Genomic DNA, 21,411 nt, shown 5'->3' on the forward strand with positions numbered 1-21,411 from the left:
ATCTGAAGCTTTTACTTAGTCCTGTTTATTTGATGAATTATCTAATAAACAATAGTTCTCTATATTTTACTAATGGCCAATCTTCGTCGTCCACAAACAACTCTAATTTATCCACTGCATATCTGATTTTGTCAAAGAATTCTCCTTTTACATTATCGCAGTAAGCGATAGCTTTTTCTCTACTACTTTCGATTTCGTTAGCTTGCTTACGTGCTTCGATCATCGCAAGTGTATTCGCTTTTACACTTGATGCGTACTCAGATATTTTTTCAATCGTAGCAATTACTTCCGTATTGTCAATACCCAAGTCTTTCAATCCTTGTGCATTCTTGATCAATTTGTTTTGGTAAGTAATAGCTGTAGGCAAGATGTGATTCAATGCCAAGTCTCCCATTACGCGAGATTCGATCTGAATCTTCATGATATAATTCTCAAGCATGATCTCATGACGAGCTTCGATTTCGACTTCAGACATGATGTTATTTTTCGTAAACACTTCACGAGCCGCATCAGACACATAAAAATCCAGTGCTCTAGCTGTATCTTTCACGTTAGACAATCCTCTTTTAGCCGCTTCTTCAGCCCACTCATCAGAGTAACCATCGCCTTCGAATCTGATGGCTTTTGACTCTTGAACGTACTCTCTCAGTCTACCAATAATAGCCAACTTCTTGTCTGTACCCTCTTTATCAATTCTTGCAGACACTTCCGCATAAAATTGGTTCAATCTATCCGCAACGATCGTGTTCAATACAGTCATTGGGTTAGCCACGTTGGCGTCTGACCCTACTGCTCTGAATTCGAATTTATTTCCTGTAAAAGCAAATGGAGAAGTTCTGTTTCTATCTGTATTATCCAATATGATTTCAGGAATCTTATCAATACCCAATTTCATATACAAATTATCTCCTTTGTCTACTTGTACGTCTCTGTTTCTTTCTAATTCATCGAGTACGCTAGTCAATTGCTCACCGATAAAGGCAGAAATAATAGCAGGAGGAGCTTCGTTGGCACCCAACCTGTGGTCATTACCAGCAGAAGCAATACTTGCTCTCAACAAATCTGCATGCTCATGTACAGCTTTCAACGTACATACTAAGTATACCAAAAATTGCAAGTTTTCTCTTGCGCTGCTACTTGGTTGGAAAAGGTTCACACCAGTGTCAGTCAATAATGACCAGTTGTTGTGCTTACCACTACCGTTCAACCCAGCAAATGGCTTCTCATGAAAAAGAACTTTCAAATCATGTCTTAGCGCCACTTTGTCCATCACATCCTTCAACAATTGGTTGTGATCTGTACCCTTGTTTACTTCTTCGTACATAGGTGCGCACTCAAACTGAGCTGGAGCTACCTCGTTGTGACGCGTCATAACTGGGATACCGAGTCTTTGGCACTCATATTCAAATTCCTTCATGAATTCAAATACTCTAGGAGTGATCGTTCCGAAGTAGTGATCATCCAACTGCTGACCTCTAGCAGGGTTATGACCAAATACTGTTCTACCAGCCATAACCAAGTCAGGGCGTGCGGCATACAAAGCTTTGTCTACTACGAAATATTCTTGTTCCCAACCCAATGAAGCAGTAACCTGAGTTACATTACGATCAAACAGCTTACACACTCTTGTAGCTGCTTTATCGATGGCATCCATAGATTTCAACAACGGTGCCTTATAATCTAGTGCTTCACCTGTATAGGCTACAAAAATAGTAGGGATACAAAGCGTAGTGTCGATGATAAAGATAGGTGAGCTAGGATCCCAAGCGGTATATCCTCTAGCTTCAAACGTACTTCTAATTCCTCCATTTGGAAAAGAAGATGCGTCAGGCTCTTGCTGAACCAATGCACTTCCTTTGAATTGCTCCAAACCTTTAGATGGATCAAAGAAAGAATCGTGCTTTTCAGCAGTAGCACCTGTCAATGGCTGAAACCAGTGCGTATAGTGAGTTACGCCCTTGCTCATTGCCCAAGTCTTCACTGCAGCAGCTACAGCTTCAGCTGTTTCAGCGTCAATTTTTTTTCCTCTTCGGATGGCTTTATCTACTTTCTTGAAAACTTCTGAAGAAAGTGATGCTTTCATCTGCTCTGTGCCGAATGCCAATTCTCCGAAGTAATCAGAGATTTTGCCTTCTGGCAATTTGAATTCAATGTTATTTCTGGATTGAACCAAATCCAGCGCTTTGAATCTTAAGTGTGCCATATTTTATATCTATCGTTTATATTTCAAATTGAATGACACAAAAATAAATATTCCCCTATCTTTTTAGTCATATCAGACATATATTTCGTACTTTTTTATCTGAGTAGTGTTTTTTTACCCCATAATCATCACTTTTTCCATAATCTAGGGTGCAAAATGCAAAATTTGCAATTTCCTGCATTCTTTAAATGGATTCGGTTTTACACATTTCATTATTTTAGCCAAAAAGCTGACCCTTGAATTTCTATTATCATACAAACCCTGAAGACAAATCCATGCTTAGTTTGGAAGAATCTGCTCATGTAGTGAAGGTACTTCGTGCTAAAACTGGAGACCAAATTGCCCTCATGGATGGTCTTGGGCACAGCTATCTTGTTGAAATCACTGATCCCAACCCGAGAAAGTGTACCTTCAAAATAATAGAGAAGACCAAAGCCAAAGCGAAATGTTTTCGTGTACACCTCGCCATTGCCCCTACCAAAAGCGTGGATAGGCTAGAATGGTTTGTAGAAAAAGCATGCGAAATGGGTGTAGATGAAATCTCCATTATTCAAACCCAAAGAACAGAGCGAAAAAAGGTGAATCACGAACGATTAGAAAAAAAAGCTATCAGTGCGATGAAACAATCCAAAAATTTCTGGAAATGTCAGGTCAATGAATTAAAAAAACTGAAAGATTTCGTAAATAGTCAAAAAGAAGAGGCTAATAAGTATGTCGCTTATGTGGAAACAGGCACCGAAGACTTATTACAAAAGAAGCTCCTCCCTAAAACACATTGTCTCATTCTCATTGGGCCTGAAGGTGATTTCTCACCAGAAGAGATCGACCTCCTTAAAAATGCTAAGTTTGAAATGGTAAGCCTAGGCAAAAATGTACTACGCACGGAGACAGCAGGCGTAGCTGCGGTACATACTGTAAATCTGATTAATCAATAGAAAGCCTAGCATACGACACCTTCTGCATAAATTCAAAATAATTAATAATTTAGCAGTCTTTAACCAACCTACACCTTACCCGCCTATGTACGCTGATAAAGAAGAAAAAAGCAGCAACACCCTTTCAACGAAAGACCAAGATACCGAGGAGCGCTATTCCGAAGAGAAAAAAGAAGCGATTAGAAAAGACGCTGAGCGAATGGACAAAATGCGGGCGTATGATCTGGCGCATCCAGAAGAAAATGAGCGTATCGCAAAAGAGCTGCTAGACCAGCAAATAAAACGGCAAGAAGAAATAGCGCAACAAGAAGCTCAAAAGGCAGAAGCCAAGCGAGCAGAAGAAGCCAGCTACCCCAAACGAACGCCCGAAGAATACCGTGCGGAAGCGAGAGCACGAGAAAAGGCGATCATACAAAGTCAGGTCAATGCGGTGCAGAGCACTTATTACTACAAGCTGCAAAAAGACTACATCGCAAAAGTCAGGCTTCAATATCCGGAAATCAAACAATACTTTTCGGACTTCGATCACAACATGCGGATGCAAGGCTTCAAGATCGGCCACAAACCTTTTGTGCAAGCCCTCGAAAAAGGATTTGCAGGCATCAAGTGGGGCATCATGATCCATGAAGAGGAGCCCGCTTCGGCACCCACTCAAGGGGTGCTAGTGGAGACCTCTACCAATCAAGTAACCCCCACCAACACCCAAATCACAGCAGGAGTAGGTGCCCATGCCAAAAACCTCAAGGCCGACGTACTCGTCATCCAGCGAGCCTTGCTTCGCTTGGGACTACTCTCCGAATCAGACTTTGCCAACGAAACCACGGCAGTCAACAATACCCCCACCCCATCGGTAGAACAAGAGAAAATTCAGCAAACCATTGCTGCCATCCGTAGGTTTCAAGAAGAAGTACTACACTGGAACAAATCAGACGGCAACATAGCTGGACCAGACAGCAAGACTCTTTTGAAGATGCGGTCCGAAGGCATGGACTGTGATCATGTACAGAAGAAATTAGCCGAGTACCCAGCCATCAAAGCCAAACGCGCTGCAGCAGCGAAAGCCGAAGAACAACAAAAGAAAGCTACAGAAGCAGCCCGCCAAAGAGCAGAAGAGGAAGCGGATCGAATCAAGTGTATCCAGGCAGAGCCTGCAACGGATGAGCACATAGAGAAGAATTTCATTACACAATATGAGGATTTGGATGCTTTGGCCGCTGTATTGGTGGAGTATGTGATTCACAATCCATCTATAGTCCAAAAAGTTCTTCAGAAAAACGATAACGAAGAGTTAGCTGTCAAATTATTAAACCTGCTAACTGACGCTCAGATAGCTAGTACTCATAAAGAACTTCTTCAGACCTTGCTCAACTCATTGACCCATTGGTATGATGAAATTTATAATGAGTTTAAAACCGAGAAGGCAAGACTATACAAAGCATTAGATCCCAAGAAATCACCTACACCAATAACACAACCCCCTGAATATGAAACAACAACCGATATAAGTGCAGACAAGCGACTACTCAAGAAGACCTTTAACCACAATCTGTCAGGCAGCGTAGGCGCCAACAATGCCGACAACTACAAAGATGATGTAAAAATGGTCGCTCGCAAACTCAAAGAAAAAGGCTATGAGCTTTCCAATGACAATCTTCAAAATGGCCTTAGTGATAAAAAGCTCATCACTGCGATTGAAGATTTTCAAAAAGACCAATTTGGAAAAAACAAAAGTGACGGCATCATCTCTCCAGGCAAAGGCACCATCAAAGCACTATTTCCTGAATCAGGCTCATTTGATAGTGGGCTTGAAAAAATCTATGCCAATAGGAATAAACTAAACACCATTCTAGCCAAAGGCTTTACATCCAAACTGACAGGTGATGTGGGAGCCGATTATACTAATAAAGACAAGAGCGTAAACAAGGCAGAAAACAACAAAGCAGACGTCATCAGAGTAGCCAAAGCTCTACAAGCTAGTAAGCATAATGTGCCCGAAGATTCGCTTATCAAAGGTATCAGCTCCAAAGAGTTCATCGATGTGATCAAGGCCTTCCAGACAAGCAAAGGCATTGGAGCAGATGGCAACATTACTATAGGTGGAAAAACAGACAAAGAGCTATCCAACTATAAACAATATACCTTTGGCATGATAGAAAAAATCAGTGCAACAGAATACAGCAATGAAACCTCTGCAGAAGAATACTACAAAAAAACACAGGCACTGGAAGAGGCTCTAGGCATCAAAGAGGATAGCGACTATGCCAAGGTACTTCAGCTCGCCGAAAAAGCTGCCAGAGAAACTAAATACTTTGATAAACTAACAGCAGACGTCTCCGCCCAATTTATTCTCCCGTCTGAAGAAGCCAATGCCGACGGTGCTCAACTCAGTGGTGTATTCCAGTCCAGAATGGAGCGATTTCACAAGTTTCTCGTAATGGCAGGGCTCTACCAAGGCGACATGAAGGTCAATGACGGAGTACGAAGTCCGAAAAGAGCACATGGTTTCGCAGTACAGTATTATATACTGACTGGCAAGAGTGCTGCCACGGTCAAAGCTAATTTGATCATGATGTATAACAGTGAGGACGGTTACTTAGTTGGAGATTTTGTTGAAGATCATCATGGACACAAATGGGCTAAGAAATCTCATTTTATATTAGACGCGAATAATGAAGCAGTTGGTATCCATTATGATAAAGTACAGGCTTATGTAAAAACCCTTTCAATGGGGAGAGACAATAAGGCCGACACAGCGGCTCAAGGATATAAGGAAGAGCCTTTATTTTGGCCTCTTCCAAAGCCGGATAGATTATCGATTCACGTTTCTGGAGGTGCAATGGATATCAATCGTCATAATTTCATTAATCAAAAAGATGCCATGGTTGATTTAATCGCGCATAAGTTTGGTGTAGTCCGAGCGGGTAGCTGGGGGGAAACGTGGCATTTTGAGCTATCAGATTTAGCTGTTTCGGGAGAGGAAGCAGATTATGCTAAAAATAAAAAAAGATGAGCAAACACATTATGTTATTTCTATTTGCGGTATTAGTGTCTTTTTACTCTTGCGAACAGAGTACAAAGATTGATCTTGATAACTATTTTTTTATACCTGATAGCACGCATTGGGAAAATGAAACTATTTGGAAGAAAAAAATCAAACTCATTGGAGCATACATGGATTTAAGCAACTGGTATGTAAATAGTAATCACGGAATGGAATTATGGCAGGGTAATTGGCGAATAAGAGGTGTGAGTAGAGCTCAAAAAGCGGACACTAATATCCTAGAGTATATTCACTCAGGTCTTCAAGACTCAATTAAAAACACACAAGTACTTACTTCAGATTACAAATCAGAGTTAGTCCAACGATGCATAGCGGCACAGCTCCCCCAGAATCTCGCTGGTTTGATGACAAACGACTCAATCACCTACGAATTTCGAAAACTATATCAAGGACAGTTTAATTTATACAAAGAGTATTTAAAGAATCAGCATAATATTTATAAGCCTTATCAGGAAGGTGATGAATTTAAAGTTGCCGTAGACCTAAGCCCTGATTCAGTTCAAACTTGCCTAATGGAGATGATCTCCTTTCCAAGTGATACAGAAGCCATCCTAGCAGTCCCACATTACTTGTTTTATCAATTCCCAACAGAGAAACAACTCTTGTTTTTTTATCTCAGAGAGGAGAATAAGTGGTTGTTATATGACTTCAGAGTGGTTGATAAAAAATAAAGAGATTGGGCTTCTTTCATCAATAAGAATCATGCCATAATAGATTTGATCGCTCACCAGTTTGGAGTAGTCCGAGCAGGAGGCGCAGGAGAAACGTGGCATTTTGAATTGACAGACCTGGCCGTATCGAATACAGAAAAAGACTACGCTAAAAACAAAAAGAGATGAAAAAACACCTTACTATCGTTGCGTTCATTGCGAGTGTAATGCTATGCTGTTCATGCACTCCAAACGATCATTTGGACTTGGCGAATTATAGTTACTCCCCAGATAGCACCCATTGGAAAAACCAAGAACAAGCACAACTAAAAGAAACTGTGATCGTTGGGTATGCAGATATAGACAAATGGTACAGGTTGACTAATCGAAACATTGCCTTATACGATAACTGGCGAATGCGTGGTATCAGCATGATGAGAGATGCGGATTCAAGTATTTTAGAATACATGCATGCTGATTTGCAGGACTCTATTGCAAAGACAAATTTATTAACCGAGAACTTCAAGTCTGCCTTGATCCAGCGCTGTAAAACTGCTGCAAACCCTATGAATCTCGCAGGATTAATGTCTCAGGATTCTGTAACCTATGAATTGCGAAAGCTCTATCAGGAGCAATTCCATTCCTACAGAGAATATTTAGAGTATGAACATGGCATTAAAGGCCGGCTTATTGAGGAAAATGATGATGGTATAGCTGTTGATGTTAGTGCCGATTCAGTTCAAAACTGTTTGATGGAGATGGTTTCATTTCCAAGCACATCAAGCGCCATCATGGCTATGCCTTATTATATCCTCCAGTCTAGTGGTCTTCGTTCAAACAAATTTTTCTTATTCTTCTATGTCAAAGAAGATAATCACTGGCTCTTGGATAATTTCATAGTAACTGAGGATCACTAAAGAAGCATTCCTCACTAATTTGGTGTAGTCCGAGCGGGTGGCTGGGATGAAACGTGGCATTTTGAATTGACAGACCTAGCCGTATCGAATACAGAAAAAGACTACGCTAAAAACAAAAAGAGATGAAAAAACACCTTACAATCGTTGCGTTCATTGCGAGTGTAATGCTATGCTGTTCATGCACTCCAAACGATCATTTGGACTTGGCGAATTATAGTTACTCCCCAGATAGCACCCATTGGAAAAACCAAGAACAAGCACAACTAAAAGAAACTGTAATCACTACGTACAAAGATATAGACCAATGGTATCAGATGAGTAATAATTATATAAATCTGAATAAATGGTATGGCTCTACTAATGAAATCCCTACCAATGTTTGGCAAATGAAAGGATATTTTCACCAACCAGCTGACAGTGCCATTGTAACTTATCTTAACAAGCACTTGCCAGATTCTATTGCAAAGACAAATTTATTAACCGAGAACTTTAAGACTTCATTAATCCAGCGCTGTAAAACTGCTACAAACCCTATGAATCTCGCAGGATTAATGTCTCAGGATTCTGTAACTTATGAATTGGAAAAGCTGTATCAGGAGCAATTCCATTCCTACAGAGAATATTTAGAGTATGAACATGGCATTAAAGGCCGGCTTATTGAGGAAAATGATGATGGTATAGCTGTTGATGTTAGTGCCGATTCAGTTCAAAACTGTTTGATGGAGATGGTTTCATTTCCCAGCACATCAAGCGCCATCATGGCTGTGCCTTATTATATCCTCCAGTCTAGTGGTCTTCGTTCAAACAAATTTTTCTTATTCTTCTATATCAAAGAAGATAATCACTGGCTCTTGGATGATTTCAAGGTGGTAAAGAATCAGAGAAACTAGAAAGAAAAGGCGTTTCGAACGCATGTAGCAATCGAAACACACCCGCTTGCAATTCCTCTGTTTATATTACTTTTTCATTTCAAAGCGATCAAACACCTCGCTGGTAAAAGAATTGACACCTTTGAACAGCAAGGAAGTGATCGCCTTCTACTTTACTTTGGATTGATTAAATAAATCAGTCACCTAGCTTCAAGTTTGCCAACTTTTCATTGATTTCCATCTGCTTTCGAGTAGTTTTCATCAATTCATCATTGAAACTCTCTAACTCTTCATTCGATTTGTTTAATTGCTGATTTTTTGCTTTCAACAATACTCTCGCTTTATTCAAGATCACATTATCCTGAGCGATTTTCTTATTGGCCAAGCTCAGTGTCTCCTTTTGTTGCGCTTCTGTGATCGTATTTCTTCTAAACGAATATCCCCAATAACCACACACGGCTACTACAGTAGCAAATAGCACAGCATGAAAAATAAACGTCTGCAAATCCATATATTGCAACTGTGTAAAATAAACTTCTTGCATACCACTAAACTGAGCATATGCAAAAGACGCATGGTGCACAACTATAAATAACAACAGGGGTATCTGTAGTTTCCAGTTTTGATAAATAACCAAAATAGCTGCGCTTACAAAAGCGAAAAAATGCATCTCAAACATTCCATGCATCTGATAGATAAACAACCCTACATAAATACCCAGAAATAAGCTCGCCACATACCTATGAGCGTTCCCTTCTGGCAATATGGCTTTCACACCAAACCAAGCCACTAAAGACAGTGTACTTACAGACACAGCCAGAAGCCAAGTGTCATAAAACAAAGCCAAAAAGAAGGATATACCGACATGTACAAGGAGAATCTTGAACATATACTCATCGGCTTTTTTGTAAATTGGCTTGAAAACGTTTTCAATTTGAACGTCCGTCAAAGAAGCTAGCTCCATTTTTTAAAGTTTAAAAGTTTAATAAATTAAAATCATCTTTCGGTAGGCCACACCCATAAGACACTGTAGCAAGTGGGCCAAATTTGGGTGCTGGTTTATTGGACATCAATGAATCTAAAGCCATCTGAGCAAAGTTGCTCATGGCATCAGTACAATACCGAGCTTTATTATAATTGCCACGGAAATAGAGTTTTCCATCTGTATTTACTATCACTGCTTGAGGTGTAGAATAAACGCCAAAGCCATTCGCCAACTTATCCCCTACGTCTTCCATCACTTGAATCTTGCCATCAAAGTAATCTACCGCATCAGACATTTCAGCCCCCTCTGGTATCACTACCACAAAATCCACATCATTAGCAAATTGACTCTGTAGATAATTAAAATGCTTGACGTTAAAGCGAGAGCAAGGACAATCTGGCTTGAAGAAATGATAAAATTTAGGGTATTGAAGAGGTGCTATAGCAGCATTGTCCAGCGGCACGGATTCGTTCACATAGACTACTTTATAGTTGGGTGGTACTGGCGTAGGCAGTGTGTATTGCAACTCCTGCTTCCAAAACAACCAAGCAATGATGCTCATGATGAAAAGCATGAAGACTGCGGCCAAAGCTTTTCTTGCTAAATTATTCAAGTTTTCCCTGTATTAAATAAAATATAGATTCATACTACTGGCATTTGCTAAATAGCAAATGCAGCAACTACAGGTTGGGCTGGCCTAATAAAAAAAGGATAGATAGATTTTACCGTCTTTGATGACGGTAAAAGTAGAAGTGTTAATAAAAATTCTCAATGCTTAGCTCAAAAGTAGTGCAAATAGTATGTTATACAATACTCCTTCATTTGATTTTATTCAAAAAATCATCTCGGGTATAGCTTTGACTAGAAAATTTTAATGGCAGAATTGGCAATCTCTTGTTTGACCTGACGAACACGCATATCAAAGTCTATGTCTTCGTAATCTATATCATCGAAAGCTACTGCAGATAAAAATTCAACCAGTTTGGCAGGGTGTGTAGTGGATCTGCCTCGCTCGTTTACATAGCGCAGTTTGGTCCAGAGCAATGTTTTCAATTCCGTTTCGTCATCATCGGTCATAAAATACTCTACCACTAGGGTGTTGTGATTGTACCAGATGATTCTAGAAAATATCTTGACCCACTCTCCCATTCCTGCAGATTTGATATATGCAATTTGATGATTATACACCACCCATATGGCATCAAAGGCCTTGTAGATTTCTGACATTTGCATACCATATAGCTTAGGTACTTTGTCTTCTCTGGCATTAAAGAAGTAATCGAAATACTTGGCATTATTCAAATGTTTCAATGGATCACAATCCTGAAATCGGATCACCGATCTTGATTTTGTGGTTTTTTGATACTTCTTCGAAGGGTCAAATTCAAACATGGGTAAGATATCTTTGGGTGATAATTTTTTTATGATGGGCTAAGTGGCCTGCAATAATAAATATAATCGCTCGAACTGAAATATCCGAACCGTTAGCATTACCCATTTGAACTAATGCAGAAGCAGGGAGATTAGCAATCATTCGAATATGTCCTTCTCTCATACTCACAAACTCTTCCAACAACTCTTCTATACTAATGCTTGAATCATCTGCCTTTTGCACATATAGATGATCATCAAAAACCAGGAAGCCTGACCCGATCACCACGGGCAATAGTCATGGCTCTATAGCCAAATATTCGCTCCGCATCTATCAAATGACGCACGACTTGTCGAATACTCCACTTACCTTCTTCATATGCATAGTCATGTTTATCTGGAGGAAGATCATGGATAAATTTAGTAAAATTTACCTTTTGATCTTTGATCATTTCCATCACATCCCACTCAGCTACAGACTGAATATAGCCAGCATAAAACGGATCATATTCACTAGCCAAAGGTTTTTCTATTTTCATATTAATTTTGAACGATCATACCATTTAAGAACGTGAAAATCTCTTCGTAACTATAAGGTTTTAATGCCCCATCTTTATAAGACGCTTCGACAAGCAATTGCTTGAGTATATCTACCTGCTCATCACCCACTAGCATCATCTGATTTTCGTTTTTCAACACATAAAGTGGCGTTTTTTCTTTTTTTTCTTCTAGGACTACATACTCGTTGTTTATATACCACTTCCCTTTTCGCTTATTTTCTAAAGCCTGAAAACCATTCGTTTTCAACACAAATCGCCCATTGGAATTAAAACTTATTGATTTACCTCCCATTGCATCTGTAGTGGCCCATCTCGTATTGGACAATTTCGCTTTGGTCATTGCTCCTTTGTTTTCTTCTAAAAAAACCTCCAAATAGTTCGTCACTCGATCTTCCATGGTCTGCGCAAAAGCAGCACAAGAAAAAAGACACATCAGCAAAGTAACAGTTAGGCTTTTCATAAGTTATTCGTTAAACCATCCAGCATATTTTACATAATTGTCGGCCGTACGCTCGATCATGCCTCGACCCTTCTCTCCTATTTCCTTTACTTTTCGTGCAGGATTCCCTACATAAATAGAGTTAGGTTCTATAATGGTACCTTCTAGCACAATAGCACCCGCACCGATAATCGAACCACTCTGTACGACCACATGATCCATCACGATAGCCCCCATACCTATCAACACATTATCTTCCAAGGTACAACCATGTACAATCGCATTGTGTCCAATAGACACTCGATTACCGATCACAGTGGCTGCTTTTTGGTAGGTACAATGAATAACGGCTCCATCTTGGATATTCGTATAATCACCAATAGTTATTGAATTGACATCCCCTCTCACCACAGCATTGTACCACACGGTGCAATGGTCTCCCATAGTTACATCCCCAATCACTGCTGCTGTTTCAGCAAACCAGCAGTCTACTCCATATTTTGGCGTTATGCCTTTTAGTGTTCTGATTAAACCCATTTTCTTGATTTGTTTCTAACAAATCTATCCGTTTGCGTTTTGCCATGCAAGTATGGCCGCATTGCTTACTGCTATGTCAGCTCGCAATTTTTCATCTGCAACAGGTGATGCGTATTTAGTGATAATAGGCAACTCACCTGCCCATACATCGAGGGCATAATCGTCCTGTTCGTCTACAGGGCCTCCAGTTCTGATTTTGGCAGAAGCTGATTCTATCTTGAACTTTAAAACTGCAGTAATGTCTAGTTCCTTTTGACTCGGTAGTCGGCATTCCTCCCACCTACCTTTAAGGATGTTTTCGGTGATTACAAATAGCCCATGGTTTTTATCCGTATTGGATTCCACCTGTTTGGCTGTACCAAATAGTATCACAGATCGATAATTAGCTGAGTGGTGAAAGGCCGAACGAGCCAATACCAAACCATCTAAATGCGTAACGGCCATACACACAGGCACTCCTTTCGTCATTGCTTTCATCGTACGGCTTTTTATCGAACCGTGCACATATATAAACTCCCCATCTCTACCATAAGCCGTAGGAATAATAAACGGTTCTCCATTTATCACAAAACTGATGTGACAAATACAACCAGCATCGAGAATAGAAAAAATCTGCTGCTTGTCATATGTAGCTCGCTTTGCTCCACGCACGATTTTGTTTTTGTTGTTTTTTTCAAACTGTTCCATCTGACATACTTTTTAAATTTCAATTCAAAAGTATGTAACCATTGGATTATCATTGTAGTCCATTTTTCACAAATCTAATGGTCCAGATATGCTTCCGTGGAAATCTATAATCACACTCAATAGGAATGAGCTTCGCCCAGTATACCTCCAAGTATCAGATGCGATAATCAATGAGATCATGAAAGGTCGAATTTCAAAAGGATTGAAAATGCCAGGTAGCAGAACATTGGCGCAAGCCCTGGAAGTAAACAGAAAAACCATTCTACAGGCCTATGATGAGCTCATGGCACAGGGGTGGATGGAAATTATACCTGCAAAAGGCACCTTCATCAAAGCATCACTTCCTGAGATCAAGCAGCAAGCTTTAGGGCAAAGTAGTATGGTGCAAACGGCAAAAGAACCAACTCCATCCAAATATGAGATCTCAAGAGGAGAACACGTAATAGACGATGGTACACCAGACTATCGCCTTGCCCCTATAGACCTACTACTAAAAACAGCTCGCTCAGTCTCTAAAGGAGTAATAGGCAAATCCGTATTGCTAGGCAATCACTACTTTGGTGAGGCTACTCTGAGAAAAAATCTAGCCAAACACCTATCTACTACACGGGCAATCAATGGATCCTCCGACAACATTCTCATTACAAGAGGCAGTCAAATGGCTATCTACTTGGCATTCGCCCAATTGGTTAGCCCTGGTGATCTGGTGATCGTGGGCGAACTCAATTATCACTCTGCAGATCGCGCTATAACTGCAGTAGGAGGCCAACTAGTGAAAGTACCAATCACTCACAAAGGACTAGATCTACAGGCGATAGAAAAAGAAGTAAAAAAGAAAAGCATCAAGGCACTCTATGTCACTCCGCATCACCAATACCCCACCACGGTAACTATGCCTGTAGAGGAGCGAATGCAATTACTCGCATTGGCCGAACAATATAACTTTTATATCGTCGAAGATGACTACGATTATGATTATCACTACGAACGTTCGCCCATTTTGCCACTAGCAAGCATAGATCAAAATAGCCGTATCATCTATATAGGATCGTTTAGCAAGATTTTAGTACCCTCGATACGTATTGGGTACATGTATGCGGATTCTACAATTATCCAATCCTGTGGACAACGCAGAATGTTGATCGATAAAATGGGAGACCCTATTATAGAACGAGCATTAGCCGAATTATTAGCCAACAACGAAATTGACCGATCATTGAAAAAAGCGGTTATAGCCTATCAGGCACGAAGAGATTTATTTTGCGGACTATTAAGAAAGGGACTAAAAGAAGAAGTTAGTTTTGAAATACCTGTTGGAGGAATGGCTGTTTGGGTCACATTTAAAAACATTAAAATCTCAGCGCTGATCGCATCGGCACAAAAACACAAACTCTCACTCAAGATAGATCTATATGAACATACGCAAAATGCTTGTCGTCTGGGCTTTGCCTCTATGAACCTGAAAGAAGTGGCAACCAACACCGCCCTACTTATTGCTGCTATTCAAAAACTATTACCTCATGAAGATTCCTTGTCTAAATAAATTATTGCTTATTCGAATCAAACTCCATTTGTTTAAATATCTTGTGATATATTTAATATTTCAATCGTCTTTCTAAACTACACGCTATGGATCAATTATTTGACGAATAGGTATTTGAATGCTAGTAGAACAAAGAAAATGGAGTAAAAATGAGAATTGGAAAATTCTTTCCAATCATCAATTAGGCGATCGAGCGAATCTAGTTTTCGTATTTGGCTCTACAACATTAGTACAAGATCAAAAGCGCTTTGACGAAATAAGAACGCTGTACCCAAAAGCTGAAATAGTAGTCAGCTCTGGTTCTGGTGAGATACTAGCAGGCAAAGTAGAACAACACACCTTGAATGTAACTGCCATTCATTTCGAAAAAACCCAAATAAAGACCTTAGAAATCAATCTGGCTGATGTGAAAGACAGCTTCGATGCAGGAGCTCATATTTCTGCCCAAATCGAAAAGGATAATCTCTCAAATTTGCTCATTTTTTCTGATGGCAAAGAAATAAATGGATCTCACCTGCTCACAGGCCTTCAATTCAACCTGTCCGAATCCGTTCCTATTACTGGAGGATTAGCCGGAAGCTACGATCCCTTTGCCGCAACTTATACTGGGCTGAATACCATAGGAAAAACGGGAAAAGTCATCGGTATTGGATTTTATGGCTCACATATTCAAATTGGATACGCTTCACAATCTGGCTGGACACCATTTGGCCCTGAGCGATTTATCACTAAGTCAACCAATAATATTTTATTTGAGCTCAATGAAGAACCTATATTGGACTTTTACAAAAAGTATTTAGAAGGTTTATTTGTAAATATAGAAGAGGCCATAAGAATGTTTCCACTCGGAATCAAAGCCGAAAATGGAAACGAACGAATCATGAGGTCATTTTTGAGCTATAACCCTGAAAATGGAGGAGCGCAATTTGCTGGTGAAATGCCAGAGGGCATCAAAGTAAGAATGATGCGCTCTAATATCAACTCTTTGCTCGACTCGGCAGAAGAGGCTGCTAAGAATAGTGTTATACCCTTCAAGTCATCACCTCCAGATCTTGCACTATGTGTGAGCTGTTCAGGCCGACAATTTATCTTGCAAGACTGGATCGATCAGGAAGTAGAAGCTATTGTCTTGGGACTTGGCAGCCCCATACCTGTTACGGGGTTTTATTCTTATGGGGAAATAGCCCCTCAGGCCAAAAACCAAAAAAGCGAGCTCCACAATCACACCATGACGATAACTACTTTTAAAGAATTGGCATGAAGCCTGACTACAACAAAATATTGAACCGCCAGATTCATAAGTATGCCAATGGCCAAGATATTCCGAAGGAATTGTCCCCACTCTTTGATAGCATTAGCAAATTTTACGACACATTTGAACGTGATCAAAAGCTGGTAGAACGTGTCATGGATCTAAGTTCAGACGAACTTATGAATTCGAATTCAGACCTGAAAAAGCTAAATGAAGAAATGGATCGGTTTGTCTATAGCACATCTCATGACCTACGAGCCCCGCTCTTGTCTATTTTGGGGCTACTCAATATCATCGAAAATGAGAACACACAATACGACATCAAAGGATACCTTAAACTACTGAGAGACAGCACTGTTAAGCTAGATAGATTCATTAGTGACATTATCGATTATTCTCGCAACACCCGGCTCGACATCAATTGCACCGCAGTAGATTTCACTACTTTGATTGATGACAGCTTTAAGCATCTCAATTATATGCCAGGCTGCTCCACCCTACTCAAACTGATCAATGTCGATGAACACACCAAACTCTATAGCGACGACCGTAGACTTTCAATCATTTTCAATAATTTGATTTCTAATGCCATCAAATATCAAAAGTCAGATATTGAGGATAGTTTCATCAATATTGAAGCTGAAATCAATCCCAACGAACTAAAAGTGGAAATAGAAGACAATGGCATTGGCATAGAAGAGCAATACTTAGACCATATTTTTAACATGTTTTACCGAGCATCTCCCGAAGCCAAAGGCTCTGGTCTTGGTCTTTACATCGTACAAGAAACACTAGAAAAGCTAAAAGGAAAGATCACAGTAGAGTCTACCTACAATGTAGGAACAAAATTCGTAGTAACTATCCCCAACATGACTCTCGACACTTTAGCAAATAAATAATTTGCACCCGAGCTATACCCGTATTTAGCCCAATTAATACCTACCTTTGCGCCTCGATAACAAGCACACATATGAAGCGAGTCAAAGAATACAAAACGCTGTTTAACGTAGATGCAGACACGGATCTGAAGCAGCTAAAAAGCACATATAGAAATTTGGTAAAAGAATGGCACCCTGACAAATTTCAAGACGAAGAAAAAAAAGCTGAGGCTGAAATCAAAAGTCAGCAAATCATAGACGCCTATCATTTCTTAGTGAGTATTGCCCCCGAGACCAAAGAAGCTAATTTAGAAGCATACACACTCACTACTACTACCTCTGGTATTGCAGATTTCAAACACAAAGGGCTATTACTAGAGGTGTCATTTACAGATGGAACTACCTACGAATATTTTGGAGTGAATAGAAACCTGTACATCAAATTTGTGAATGCGGAAAAGCAATATCGTTTTGCTAAAAGAAATATCTTCAACTCTTTTCTATACAGAAAGTCGAAGAAGGATGCTGAATTGGCTTAAGCCAAAACGATTAGCAATATGAAAATAATGACTTGTAAGCAGCTGGGTGGCGCATGCGACTTAGCATTTCGTGCAGATACTTTCGAGGAAATGGCTCAGCTGAGCAAACAACACGGGCTAGACATGCATGCACAAGGTGACGAGGCTCACTTGGCCAAAATGGCAGAAATAGTAGAACTAATGAAATCTCCAGAGGCCATGAAAGAATGGTTTGCCATGAAACGCAAAGCATTTGATGCACTCCCAGATATGGACTAAGCTGAAGCAGATCTACCTATAAAGTGAAATAATTGAATACCTCTTTCTTTTCTTGCACAAGAGGTTTTATTATTGTGTTTAGTAAATCAGACTATTAAATATTCACCATGTTTAAATCAATAAGTGCCTTCTTTAGTGGATTATTCCAATCTGAACCAAAAGAATACATGGCCAAAATCGCTAAGGAATCTCAAGAAGGGTTGTACAAATCCCTCAAACTTGCAGAGGAAGTAAAAAAAGAGCAAGCAAGACAAGCTGTCTTGGCTGAGAAAAGGAGAATAAAAGAAGAGGAATTAGCTAAAAAAGCAGCTGAGAAGAAAGCTAAAGAAGAAGCCAAAGCTGCCGCTAAAAAAGCTAAAGAAGAAGCTAAAAAGAAAGTAGCATAAAAAAACGAATAGGGATTACCTATTCGTTTTATTTATTCTTTTGTCGCAAATTTCGTTTAGCCTAATCAGGCGTTTATGCTATCAAATTTGCAATAGCCTGCTTCGACTTTCCGAAATCAAACCCCTTGAGTGTCTGATTGAGTTTAGCAGCTATTTCGTCATTAGCTGGGTTGCCAATACTGCCTAGGTGCGTGTGATTGACAGTCTTATCCAAACTCCCCCCTCCTGCTTCTATAGCTTTACCTACTTGGATGTAAGCATCCCTGAATGGCACACCTTCATTCACCAAGCGATTAACCTCTTCTACACTAAATAGGTCATTGTATTTAGGATCGTTGATGATATCAGTTTTCACCTCAATATTCTTCATTGCAAACGTACAAACCTCCAAGGTTGATTTCAATTCAGCGAAAGCTGGCAAGAAGGTTTCTTTGATCGTTTGCATATCTCTGTGATACCCAGAAGGCAGATTGGTAGTGATTAACGTCACCTCATTAGACAATGCCTGCAACTTGTTCATTTTGGCTCTGATGAGCTCAAATACATCGGGGTTTTTCTTATGAGGCATAATGCTAGAACCTGTAGTCATCTCTACTGGTAGTTTTAAGAAACCAAAATTCTGAGAGTTATACAAGCAAATATCCATACTCATTCGCGAAAGCGTGGCCGCTATACTGCTCATCGCGAATGCCACTGACTTTTCTACTTTTCCACGGCTCATTTGAGCATAAACCACATTGTAGCTCAGATCCTCGAAACCTAGCAGCTCTGTGGTCATCTTACGATCCAAAGGAAACGAAGACCCATAACCCGCCCCAGATCCTAGTGGATTCTGATTCGCGATTTTATAAGCCGCCAAAAGCAGCTGTAGATCATCAGTCAGACTCTCGGCATATGCCCCAAACCATAACCCGAAAGAAGATGGCATAGCCACCTGCAAATGCGTATAGCCAGGAATTAGAATCTCTTTATGCTTTTTACTGAGATCGTTCAAAGTAGTAAACAGCTCCTCTACCAGTTCTGTGATCGTCCGGATCTCATATCTAATAAAGAGACGTAAATCCACCAAGACTTGATCATTTCGAGAGCGACCACTGTGAATTTTTTTACCTACATCACCCAACTTTCTCGTAAGCAGAAGCTCTACCTGAGAGTGTACATCCTCAATACCATCTTCGATCACGAAATCACCTGCATGAATCACTCCCAAAATATTTTTGAGCTCCCCCAACAACTGATCTAATTCAGAGTTAGTCAGTAACCCAATACTTTCAAGCATCGTAGCATGCGCCATAGAACCATACACATCGAAAGGTGCTAAAAGCAAATCAAGTTCACGATCACGACCTACAGTGTAGGTTTCTATTTCTTTTGATACTTCGTTGGTTCCTTTATCCCAGAGTTTCATATTCTTTTATTCGATAGTTGATAGTCGATGATTCACAAATGACAAACCGACGACTATAAACTGTGTTACAACTTCAAATTCTTCAACAATTCTATATACCCCTTCACACCCGCTTCTATTTCATCTACTCCAATATATTCATCCGCAGTGTGTGACCTAGCCGAATCACCAGGGCCAATCTTGATGGTCTGAAATGGCATCAAAGCCTGATCCGACAAAGTAGGCGACCCGTACTTTTTCATGCCCATAGATTCCCCTTTTTTGATAATGGGGTGATCCAAAGGCAGGCCAGATGAATTGAGTCTTATTGAACGAGGTCTCACCTCTACATCCAATAGTTCATCTAATATCCTTACCGTTTCTGCATTGCTATAGGCATCAGTGGTGCGCACATCTATCACAAACTTGCAGCTATCAGGCACTACATTGTGCTGCGTACCCGCTTCTATAAGGGTGACCGTCTTTTTAATCGGCCCGAGAAAGGCTGACTCCTTTTCAAACTCATAATTCCTGAGCTTTTCTATTTCCGCAAGGGCTTTGTATATAGCATTTTCTCCTTCGTTTCTGGCTGCATGACCACTCACTCCTTTTGCCTCACAGTCTATTACTATCAGTCCTTTTTCGGCCACAGCCATATCCATAAGCGTAGGCTCTCCCACGATACCCAAATCTATCGTACCCAACTCAGGCAGTATTGAAGCCACCCCATTAGCTCCTGATATTTCTTCTTCAGCCGTAGCCGCCAGAATCAAATTGAATGGTAAATTTTCTTTCGATTGATAATGTAAAAAAGCCTGAATCAAACACACCAAAGGCCCACCCGCATCATTGCTTCCCAAGCCATAGAGCTTGCCATCAATGATTTGTGCTTTGAATGGATCTAGTGTGTACGATGCCGCTGGTTTCACGGTATCCATATGAGAATTGAGCAGTATGGTTGGCTTGGCATCATCCCAATACTTTGATTTCAGCCAAAGATTATGACCTGCTCGGTGAGGCTTCAAGCCTTTCTGTGTAAAATAAGTTTCTACAAAATCAGCTACTTGATTTTCTTCTCTGCTAAACGATTGAATCTCAATCATACCAGAAAGCAAAGCTACTGCTTCTTGGGTTCGGGGATCGTATGTATGGGCTACTTCTGGCATATCACAGTTCCGCTATACTCAGCAGCATGTACCGTATCGATAGCATCAAAATGACAGATTTTAACCTGACCTACGCCTGCATCTATCGCAGCGAAAGCATTATCTATTTTAGGAATCATACCATCGCTGATGGTTCCGCTATTTTTCAACCCGTCATAGTCCTTTTTTACAATTACAGGAATGACTATTTTGTTTTCAAAATCACTCAAAACTCCTGGTTGTTCAAAGCAGTAGACCAGATCTACATCATAAGATTCACTCATTCCCGTGGCCACAGCAGAAGCAATGGTATCAGCATTCGTATTAAGTAGCTGACCACTATTGTCATGCGTCAAAGCGCATACAACAGGCGTAGCTTCCAAGTTCATTAATGCATTTATTACACCAGCATTAACCCCCTCTATATCACCCACATAGCCGTAGTCAATCACCAAATTCATTCGCTTATGAGATTTGATCACATTCAAATCAGCACCAGACAATCCGATCGCCTGATTATCAAGTCCTTGAAGCTTCGCTACTATCTTTTTGTTCAATCCTGCATAGATCATAGTCACGACCTCAATGGTATCCTTGTCGGTAATACGACGACCTTGAATCATCTTGGGCTCTACCCCCATTTTTCTTTGCCAATCAGAGGCTATATTTCCCCCGCCATGAATGAGAATTTTCTTCCCTTTGATGAGTGCAAATTTTTTAAGGAACGCATCCAGCGCTGCTTCCTCATTGATGACTTTTCCTCCTATCTTTACTACCGTCAGCTTTTCCATTTCCTTTCGTTTTTTAGT

General features: G+C 40.2%; 23 protein-coding genes. 11 read left to right on the top strand and 12 right to left on the bottom strand.

Annotation, left to right across the window (positions count from 1 at the left end; all coding sequences use genetic code 11):
- Positions 1 to 37: 37 nt before the first annotated feature.
- Positions 38 to 2,203, bottom strand: coding sequence for a glutamine synthetase III family protein (locus N7E81_RS15280; protein ID WP_263050466.1), 2,166 nt, complete (start codon positions 2,201 to 2,203; stop codon positions 38 to 40).
- A gap of 236 nt (positions 2,204 to 2,439) precedes the next feature.
- On the opposite strand from N7E81_RS15280, the gene N7E81_RS15285 reads away from it, so the two are divergent.
- The 5 genes from N7E81_RS15285 (at position 2,440) to N7E81_RS15305 (ending at position 8,656) form a co-directional block, all read left to right on the top strand.
- Positions 2,440 to 3,138 (top strand): RsmE family RNA methyltransferase, encoded by a 699-nt coding sequence (locus N7E81_RS15285; RefSeq protein ID WP_263050467.1) that lies wholly within the window; start codon positions 2,440 to 2,442, stop codon positions 3,136 to 3,138.
- 85 nt (positions 3,139 to 3,223) lie between these two features.
- Positions 3,224 to 6,148 carry a M15 family metallopeptidase domain-containing protein gene (locus N7E81_RS15290; RefSeq protein ID WP_263050468.1) on the top strand — a complete coding sequence of 975 codons (2,925 nt, stop codon included), beginning with the start codon at positions 3,224 to 3,226 and terminating at the stop codon, positions 6,146 to 6,148.
- Complete coding sequence (locus N7E81_RS15295; RefSeq protein ID WP_263050469.1) at positions 6,145 to 6,870, top strand: hypothetical protein; 726 nt, start codon at positions 6,145 to 6,147, stop codon at positions 6,868 to 6,870. The genes N7E81_RS15290 and N7E81_RS15295 overlap by 4 nt, the downstream gene beginning before the upstream one ends.
- Before the next feature lie 164 nt (positions 6,871 to 7,034).
- Positions 7,035 to 7,766: a hypothetical protein gene (locus tag N7E81_RS15300; protein ID WP_263050470.1), complete on the top strand. Its 732-nt coding sequence runs from the start codon at positions 7,035 to 7,037 to the stop codon at positions 7,764 to 7,766.
- Between the two features lie 122 nt (positions 7,767 to 7,888).
- Complete coding sequence (locus N7E81_RS15305; RefSeq protein WP_263050471.1) at positions 7,889 to 8,656, top strand: hypothetical protein; 768 nt, start codon at positions 7,889 to 7,891, stop codon at positions 8,654 to 8,656.
- A gap of 175 nt (positions 8,657 to 8,831) precedes the next feature.
- Here N7E81_RS15305 and N7E81_RS15310 read toward each other — a convergent pair whose 3' ends face one another.
- The 8 genes from N7E81_RS15310 to N7E81_RS15345 all read right to left on the bottom strand — a co-directional run bounded on the left by N7E81_RS15310 (position 8,832) and on the right by N7E81_RS15345 (position 13,214).
- Positions 8,832 to 9,599 carry a hypothetical protein gene (locus tag N7E81_RS15310; RefSeq protein ID WP_263050472.1) on the bottom strand — a complete coding sequence of 256 codons (768 nt, stop codon included), beginning with the start codon at positions 9,597 to 9,599 and terminating at the stop codon, positions 8,832 to 8,834.
- A 10-nt stretch (positions 9,600 to 9,609) separates the two neighbouring features.
- Positions 9,610 to 10,233, bottom strand: a complete 624-nt coding sequence (locus N7E81_RS15315) for a DUF6436 domain-containing protein (RefSeq protein ID WP_263050473.1) — start codon at positions 10,231 to 10,233, stop codon at positions 9,610 to 9,612.
- Between the two features lie 248 nt (positions 10,234 to 10,481).
- Positions 10,482 to 11,012 carry an acyl-CoA thioesterase gene (locus tag N7E81_RS15320; protein WP_263050474.1) on the bottom strand — a complete coding sequence of 177 codons (531 nt, stop codon included), beginning with the start codon at positions 11,010 to 11,012 and terminating at the stop codon, positions 10,482 to 10,484.
- Complete coding sequence (locus tag N7E81_RS15325; protein ID WP_263050475.1) at positions 11,005 to 11,235, bottom strand: DinB family protein; 231 nt, start codon at positions 11,233 to 11,235, stop codon at positions 11,005 to 11,007. Before N7E81_RS15325 ends, N7E81_RS15320 begins: the two co-directional genes overlap by 8 nt.
- Positions 11,236 to 11,248: 13 nt before the next feature.
- Positions 11,249 to 11,530, bottom strand: a complete 282-nt coding sequence (locus N7E81_RS15330) for a DinB family protein (RefSeq protein WP_263050476.1) — start codon at positions 11,528 to 11,530, stop codon at positions 11,249 to 11,251.
- 1 nt (position 11,531) lies between these two features.
- Positions 11,532 to 12,011 (bottom strand): hypothetical protein, encoded by a 480-nt coding sequence (locus tag N7E81_RS15335; RefSeq protein ID WP_263050477.1) that lies wholly within the window; start codon positions 12,009 to 12,011, stop codon positions 11,532 to 11,534.
- A 3-nt stretch (positions 12,012 to 12,014) separates the two neighbouring features.
- Positions 12,015 to 12,527, bottom strand: coding sequence for a gamma carbonic anhydrase family protein (locus N7E81_RS15340; RefSeq protein WP_263050478.1), 513 nt, complete (start codon positions 12,525 to 12,527; stop codon positions 12,015 to 12,017).
- A 24-nt stretch (positions 12,528 to 12,551) separates the two neighbouring features.
- Complete coding sequence (locus N7E81_RS15345; RefSeq protein ID WP_263050479.1) at positions 12,552 to 13,214, bottom strand: pyridoxamine 5'-phosphate oxidase family protein; 663 nt, start codon at positions 13,212 to 13,214, stop codon at positions 12,552 to 12,554.
- Between the two features lie 88 nt (positions 13,215 to 13,302).
- On the opposite strand from N7E81_RS15345, the gene N7E81_RS15350 reads away from it, so the two are divergent.
- From N7E81_RS15350 to N7E81_RS15375, 6 genes are all read left to right on the top strand, one after another.
- A complete protein-coding gene (locus N7E81_RS15350) occupies positions 13,303 to 14,757 on the top strand; it encodes an aminotransferase-like domain-containing protein (RefSeq protein WP_263050480.1) in 1,455 nt (484 codons plus the stop codon).
- 118 nt (positions 14,758 to 14,875) lie between these two features.
- Positions 14,876 to 16,018: an FIST signal transduction protein gene (locus N7E81_RS15355; protein WP_263050481.1), complete on the top strand. Its 1,143-nt coding sequence runs from the start codon at positions 14,876 to 14,878 to the stop codon at positions 16,016 to 16,018.
- Positions 16,015 to 16,908, top strand: a complete 894-nt coding sequence (locus N7E81_RS15360) for a sensor histidine kinase (protein WP_263050482.1) — start codon at positions 16,015 to 16,017, stop codon at positions 16,906 to 16,908. The genes N7E81_RS15355 and N7E81_RS15360 overlap by 4 nt, the downstream gene beginning before the upstream one ends.
- Before the next feature lie 71 nt (positions 16,909 to 16,979).
- Positions 16,980 to 17,426 (top strand): KTSC domain-containing protein, encoded by a 447-nt coding sequence (locus N7E81_RS15365; protein ID WP_263050483.1) that lies wholly within the window; start codon positions 16,980 to 16,982, stop codon positions 17,424 to 17,426.
- Between the two features lie 18 nt (positions 17,427 to 17,444).
- Positions 17,445 to 17,684, top strand: a complete 240-nt coding sequence (locus N7E81_RS15370) for a DUF1059 domain-containing protein (protein WP_263050484.1) — start codon at positions 17,445 to 17,447, stop codon at positions 17,682 to 17,684.
- Positions 17,685 to 17,791: 107 nt separating this feature from the next.
- Positions 17,792 to 18,070, top strand: coding sequence for a hypothetical protein (locus N7E81_RS15375; protein ID WP_263050485.1), 279 nt, complete (start codon positions 17,792 to 17,794; stop codon positions 18,068 to 18,070).
- A gap of 73 nt (positions 18,071 to 18,143) precedes the next feature.
- Here N7E81_RS15375 and argH read toward each other — a convergent pair whose 3' ends face one another.
- The 3 genes from argH to argB form a co-directional block, all read right to left on the bottom strand.
- The gene (gene argH, locus N7E81_RS15380; RefSeq protein ID WP_263050486.1) at positions 18,144 to 19,478 is read right to left on the bottom strand and encodes an argininosuccinate lyase; all 1,335 of its coding nucleotides are present in this window, start codon (positions 19,476 to 19,478) and stop codon (positions 18,144 to 18,146) included.
- Positions 19,479 to 19,543: 65 nt separating this feature from the next.
- Positions 19,544 to 20,623: a M20 family metallo-hydrolase gene (locus N7E81_RS15385; protein WP_263050487.1), complete on the bottom strand. Its 1,080-nt coding sequence runs from the start codon at positions 20,621 to 20,623 to the stop codon at positions 19,544 to 19,546.
- Positions 20,611 to 21,393 carry an acetylglutamate kinase gene (gene argB / locus N7E81_RS15390; RefSeq protein WP_263050488.1) on the bottom strand — a complete coding sequence of 261 codons (783 nt, stop codon included), beginning with the start codon at positions 21,391 to 21,393 and terminating at the stop codon, positions 20,611 to 20,613. Before argB ends, N7E81_RS15385 begins: the two co-directional genes overlap by 13 nt.
- Positions 21,394 to 21,411: the final 18 nt, after the last annotated feature.

Origin of the sequence: Reichenbachiella carrageenanivorans, from assembly GCF_025639805.1 — a bacterium.
GTDB classification, from domain to species: Bacteria; Bacteroidota; Bacteroidia; order Cytophagales; family Cyclobacteriaceae; genus Reichenbachiella; species Reichenbachiella carrageenanivorans.

Bases quoted from the DNA above. Each gene is read 5' to 3' on its own strand.
- N7E81_RS15290 (WP_263050468.1), top strand. From the start codon at position 3,224: ATGTACGCTGATAAAGAAGAAAAAAGCAGCAACACCCTTTCAACGAAA.
- N7E81_RS15300 (WP_263050470.1), top strand. From the start codon at position 7,035: ATGAAAAAACACCTTACTATCGTTGCGTTCATTGCGAGTGTAATGCTA.
- N7E81_RS15340 (WP_263050478.1), bottom strand. From the start codon at position 12,527: ATGGGTTTAATCAGAACACTAAAAGGCATAACGCCAAAATATGGAGTA.
- N7E81_RS15320 (WP_263050474.1), bottom strand. From the start codon at position 11,012: ATGTTTGAATTTGACCCTTCGAAGAAGTATCAAAAAACCACAAAATCA.
- N7E81_RS15365 (WP_263050483.1), top strand. From the start codon at position 16,980: ATGAAGCGAGTCAAAGAATACAAAACGCTGTTTAACGTAGATGCAGAC.
- N7E81_RS15310 (WP_263050472.1), bottom strand. From the start codon at position 9,599: ATGGAGCTAGCTTCTTTGACGGACGTTCAAATTGAAAACGTTTTCAAG.
- N7E81_RS15280 (WP_263050466.1), bottom strand. From the start codon at position 2,203: ATGGCACACTTAAGATTCAAAGCGCTGGATTTGGTTCAATCCAGAAAT.
- N7E81_RS15355 (WP_263050481.1), top strand. From the start codon at position 14,876: ATGCTAGTAGAACAAAGAAAATGGAGTAAAAATGAGAATTGGAAAATT.
- N7E81_RS15385 (WP_263050487.1), bottom strand. From the start codon at position 20,623: ATGCCAGAAGTAGCCCATACATACGATCCCCGAACCCAAGAAGCAGTA.
- argB (WP_263050488.1), bottom strand. From the start codon at position 21,393: ATGGAAAAGCTGACGGTAGTAAAGATAGGAGGAAAAGTCATCAATGAG.
- argH (WP_263050486.1), bottom strand. From the start codon at position 19,478: ATGAAACTCTGGGATAAAGGAACCAACGAAGTATCAAAAGAAATAGAA.
- N7E81_RS15295 (WP_263050469.1), top strand. From the start codon at position 6,145: ATGAGCAAACACATTATGTTATTTCTATTTGCGGTATTAGTGTCTTTT.
- N7E81_RS15335 (WP_263050477.1), bottom strand. From the start codon at position 12,011: ATGAAAAGCCTAACTGTTACTTTGCTGATGTGTCTTTTTTCTTGTGCT.
- N7E81_RS15375 (WP_263050485.1), top strand. From the start codon at position 17,792: ATGTTTAAATCAATAAGTGCCTTCTTTAGTGGATTATTCCAATCTGAA.
- N7E81_RS15330 (WP_263050476.1), bottom strand. From the start codon at position 11,530: ATGAAAATAGAAAAACCTTTGGCTAGTGAATATGATCCGTTTTATGCT.
- N7E81_RS15360 (WP_263050482.1), top strand. From the start codon at position 16,015: ATGAAGCCTGACTACAACAAAATATTGAACCGCCAGATTCATAAGTAT.
- N7E81_RS15345 (WP_263050479.1), bottom strand. From the start codon at position 13,214: ATGGAACAGTTTGAAAAAAACAACAAAAACAAAATCGTGCGTGGAGCA.
- N7E81_RS15305 (WP_263050471.1), top strand. From the start codon at position 7,889: ATGAAAAAACACCTTACAATCGTTGCGTTCATTGCGAGTGTAATGCTA.
- N7E81_RS15370 (WP_263050484.1), top strand. From the start codon at position 17,445: ATGAAAATAATGACTTGTAAGCAGCTGGGTGGCGCATGCGACTTAGCA.
- N7E81_RS15350 (WP_263050480.1), top strand. From the start codon at position 13,303: ATGCTTCCGTGGAAATCTATAATCACACTCAATAGGAATGAGCTTCGC.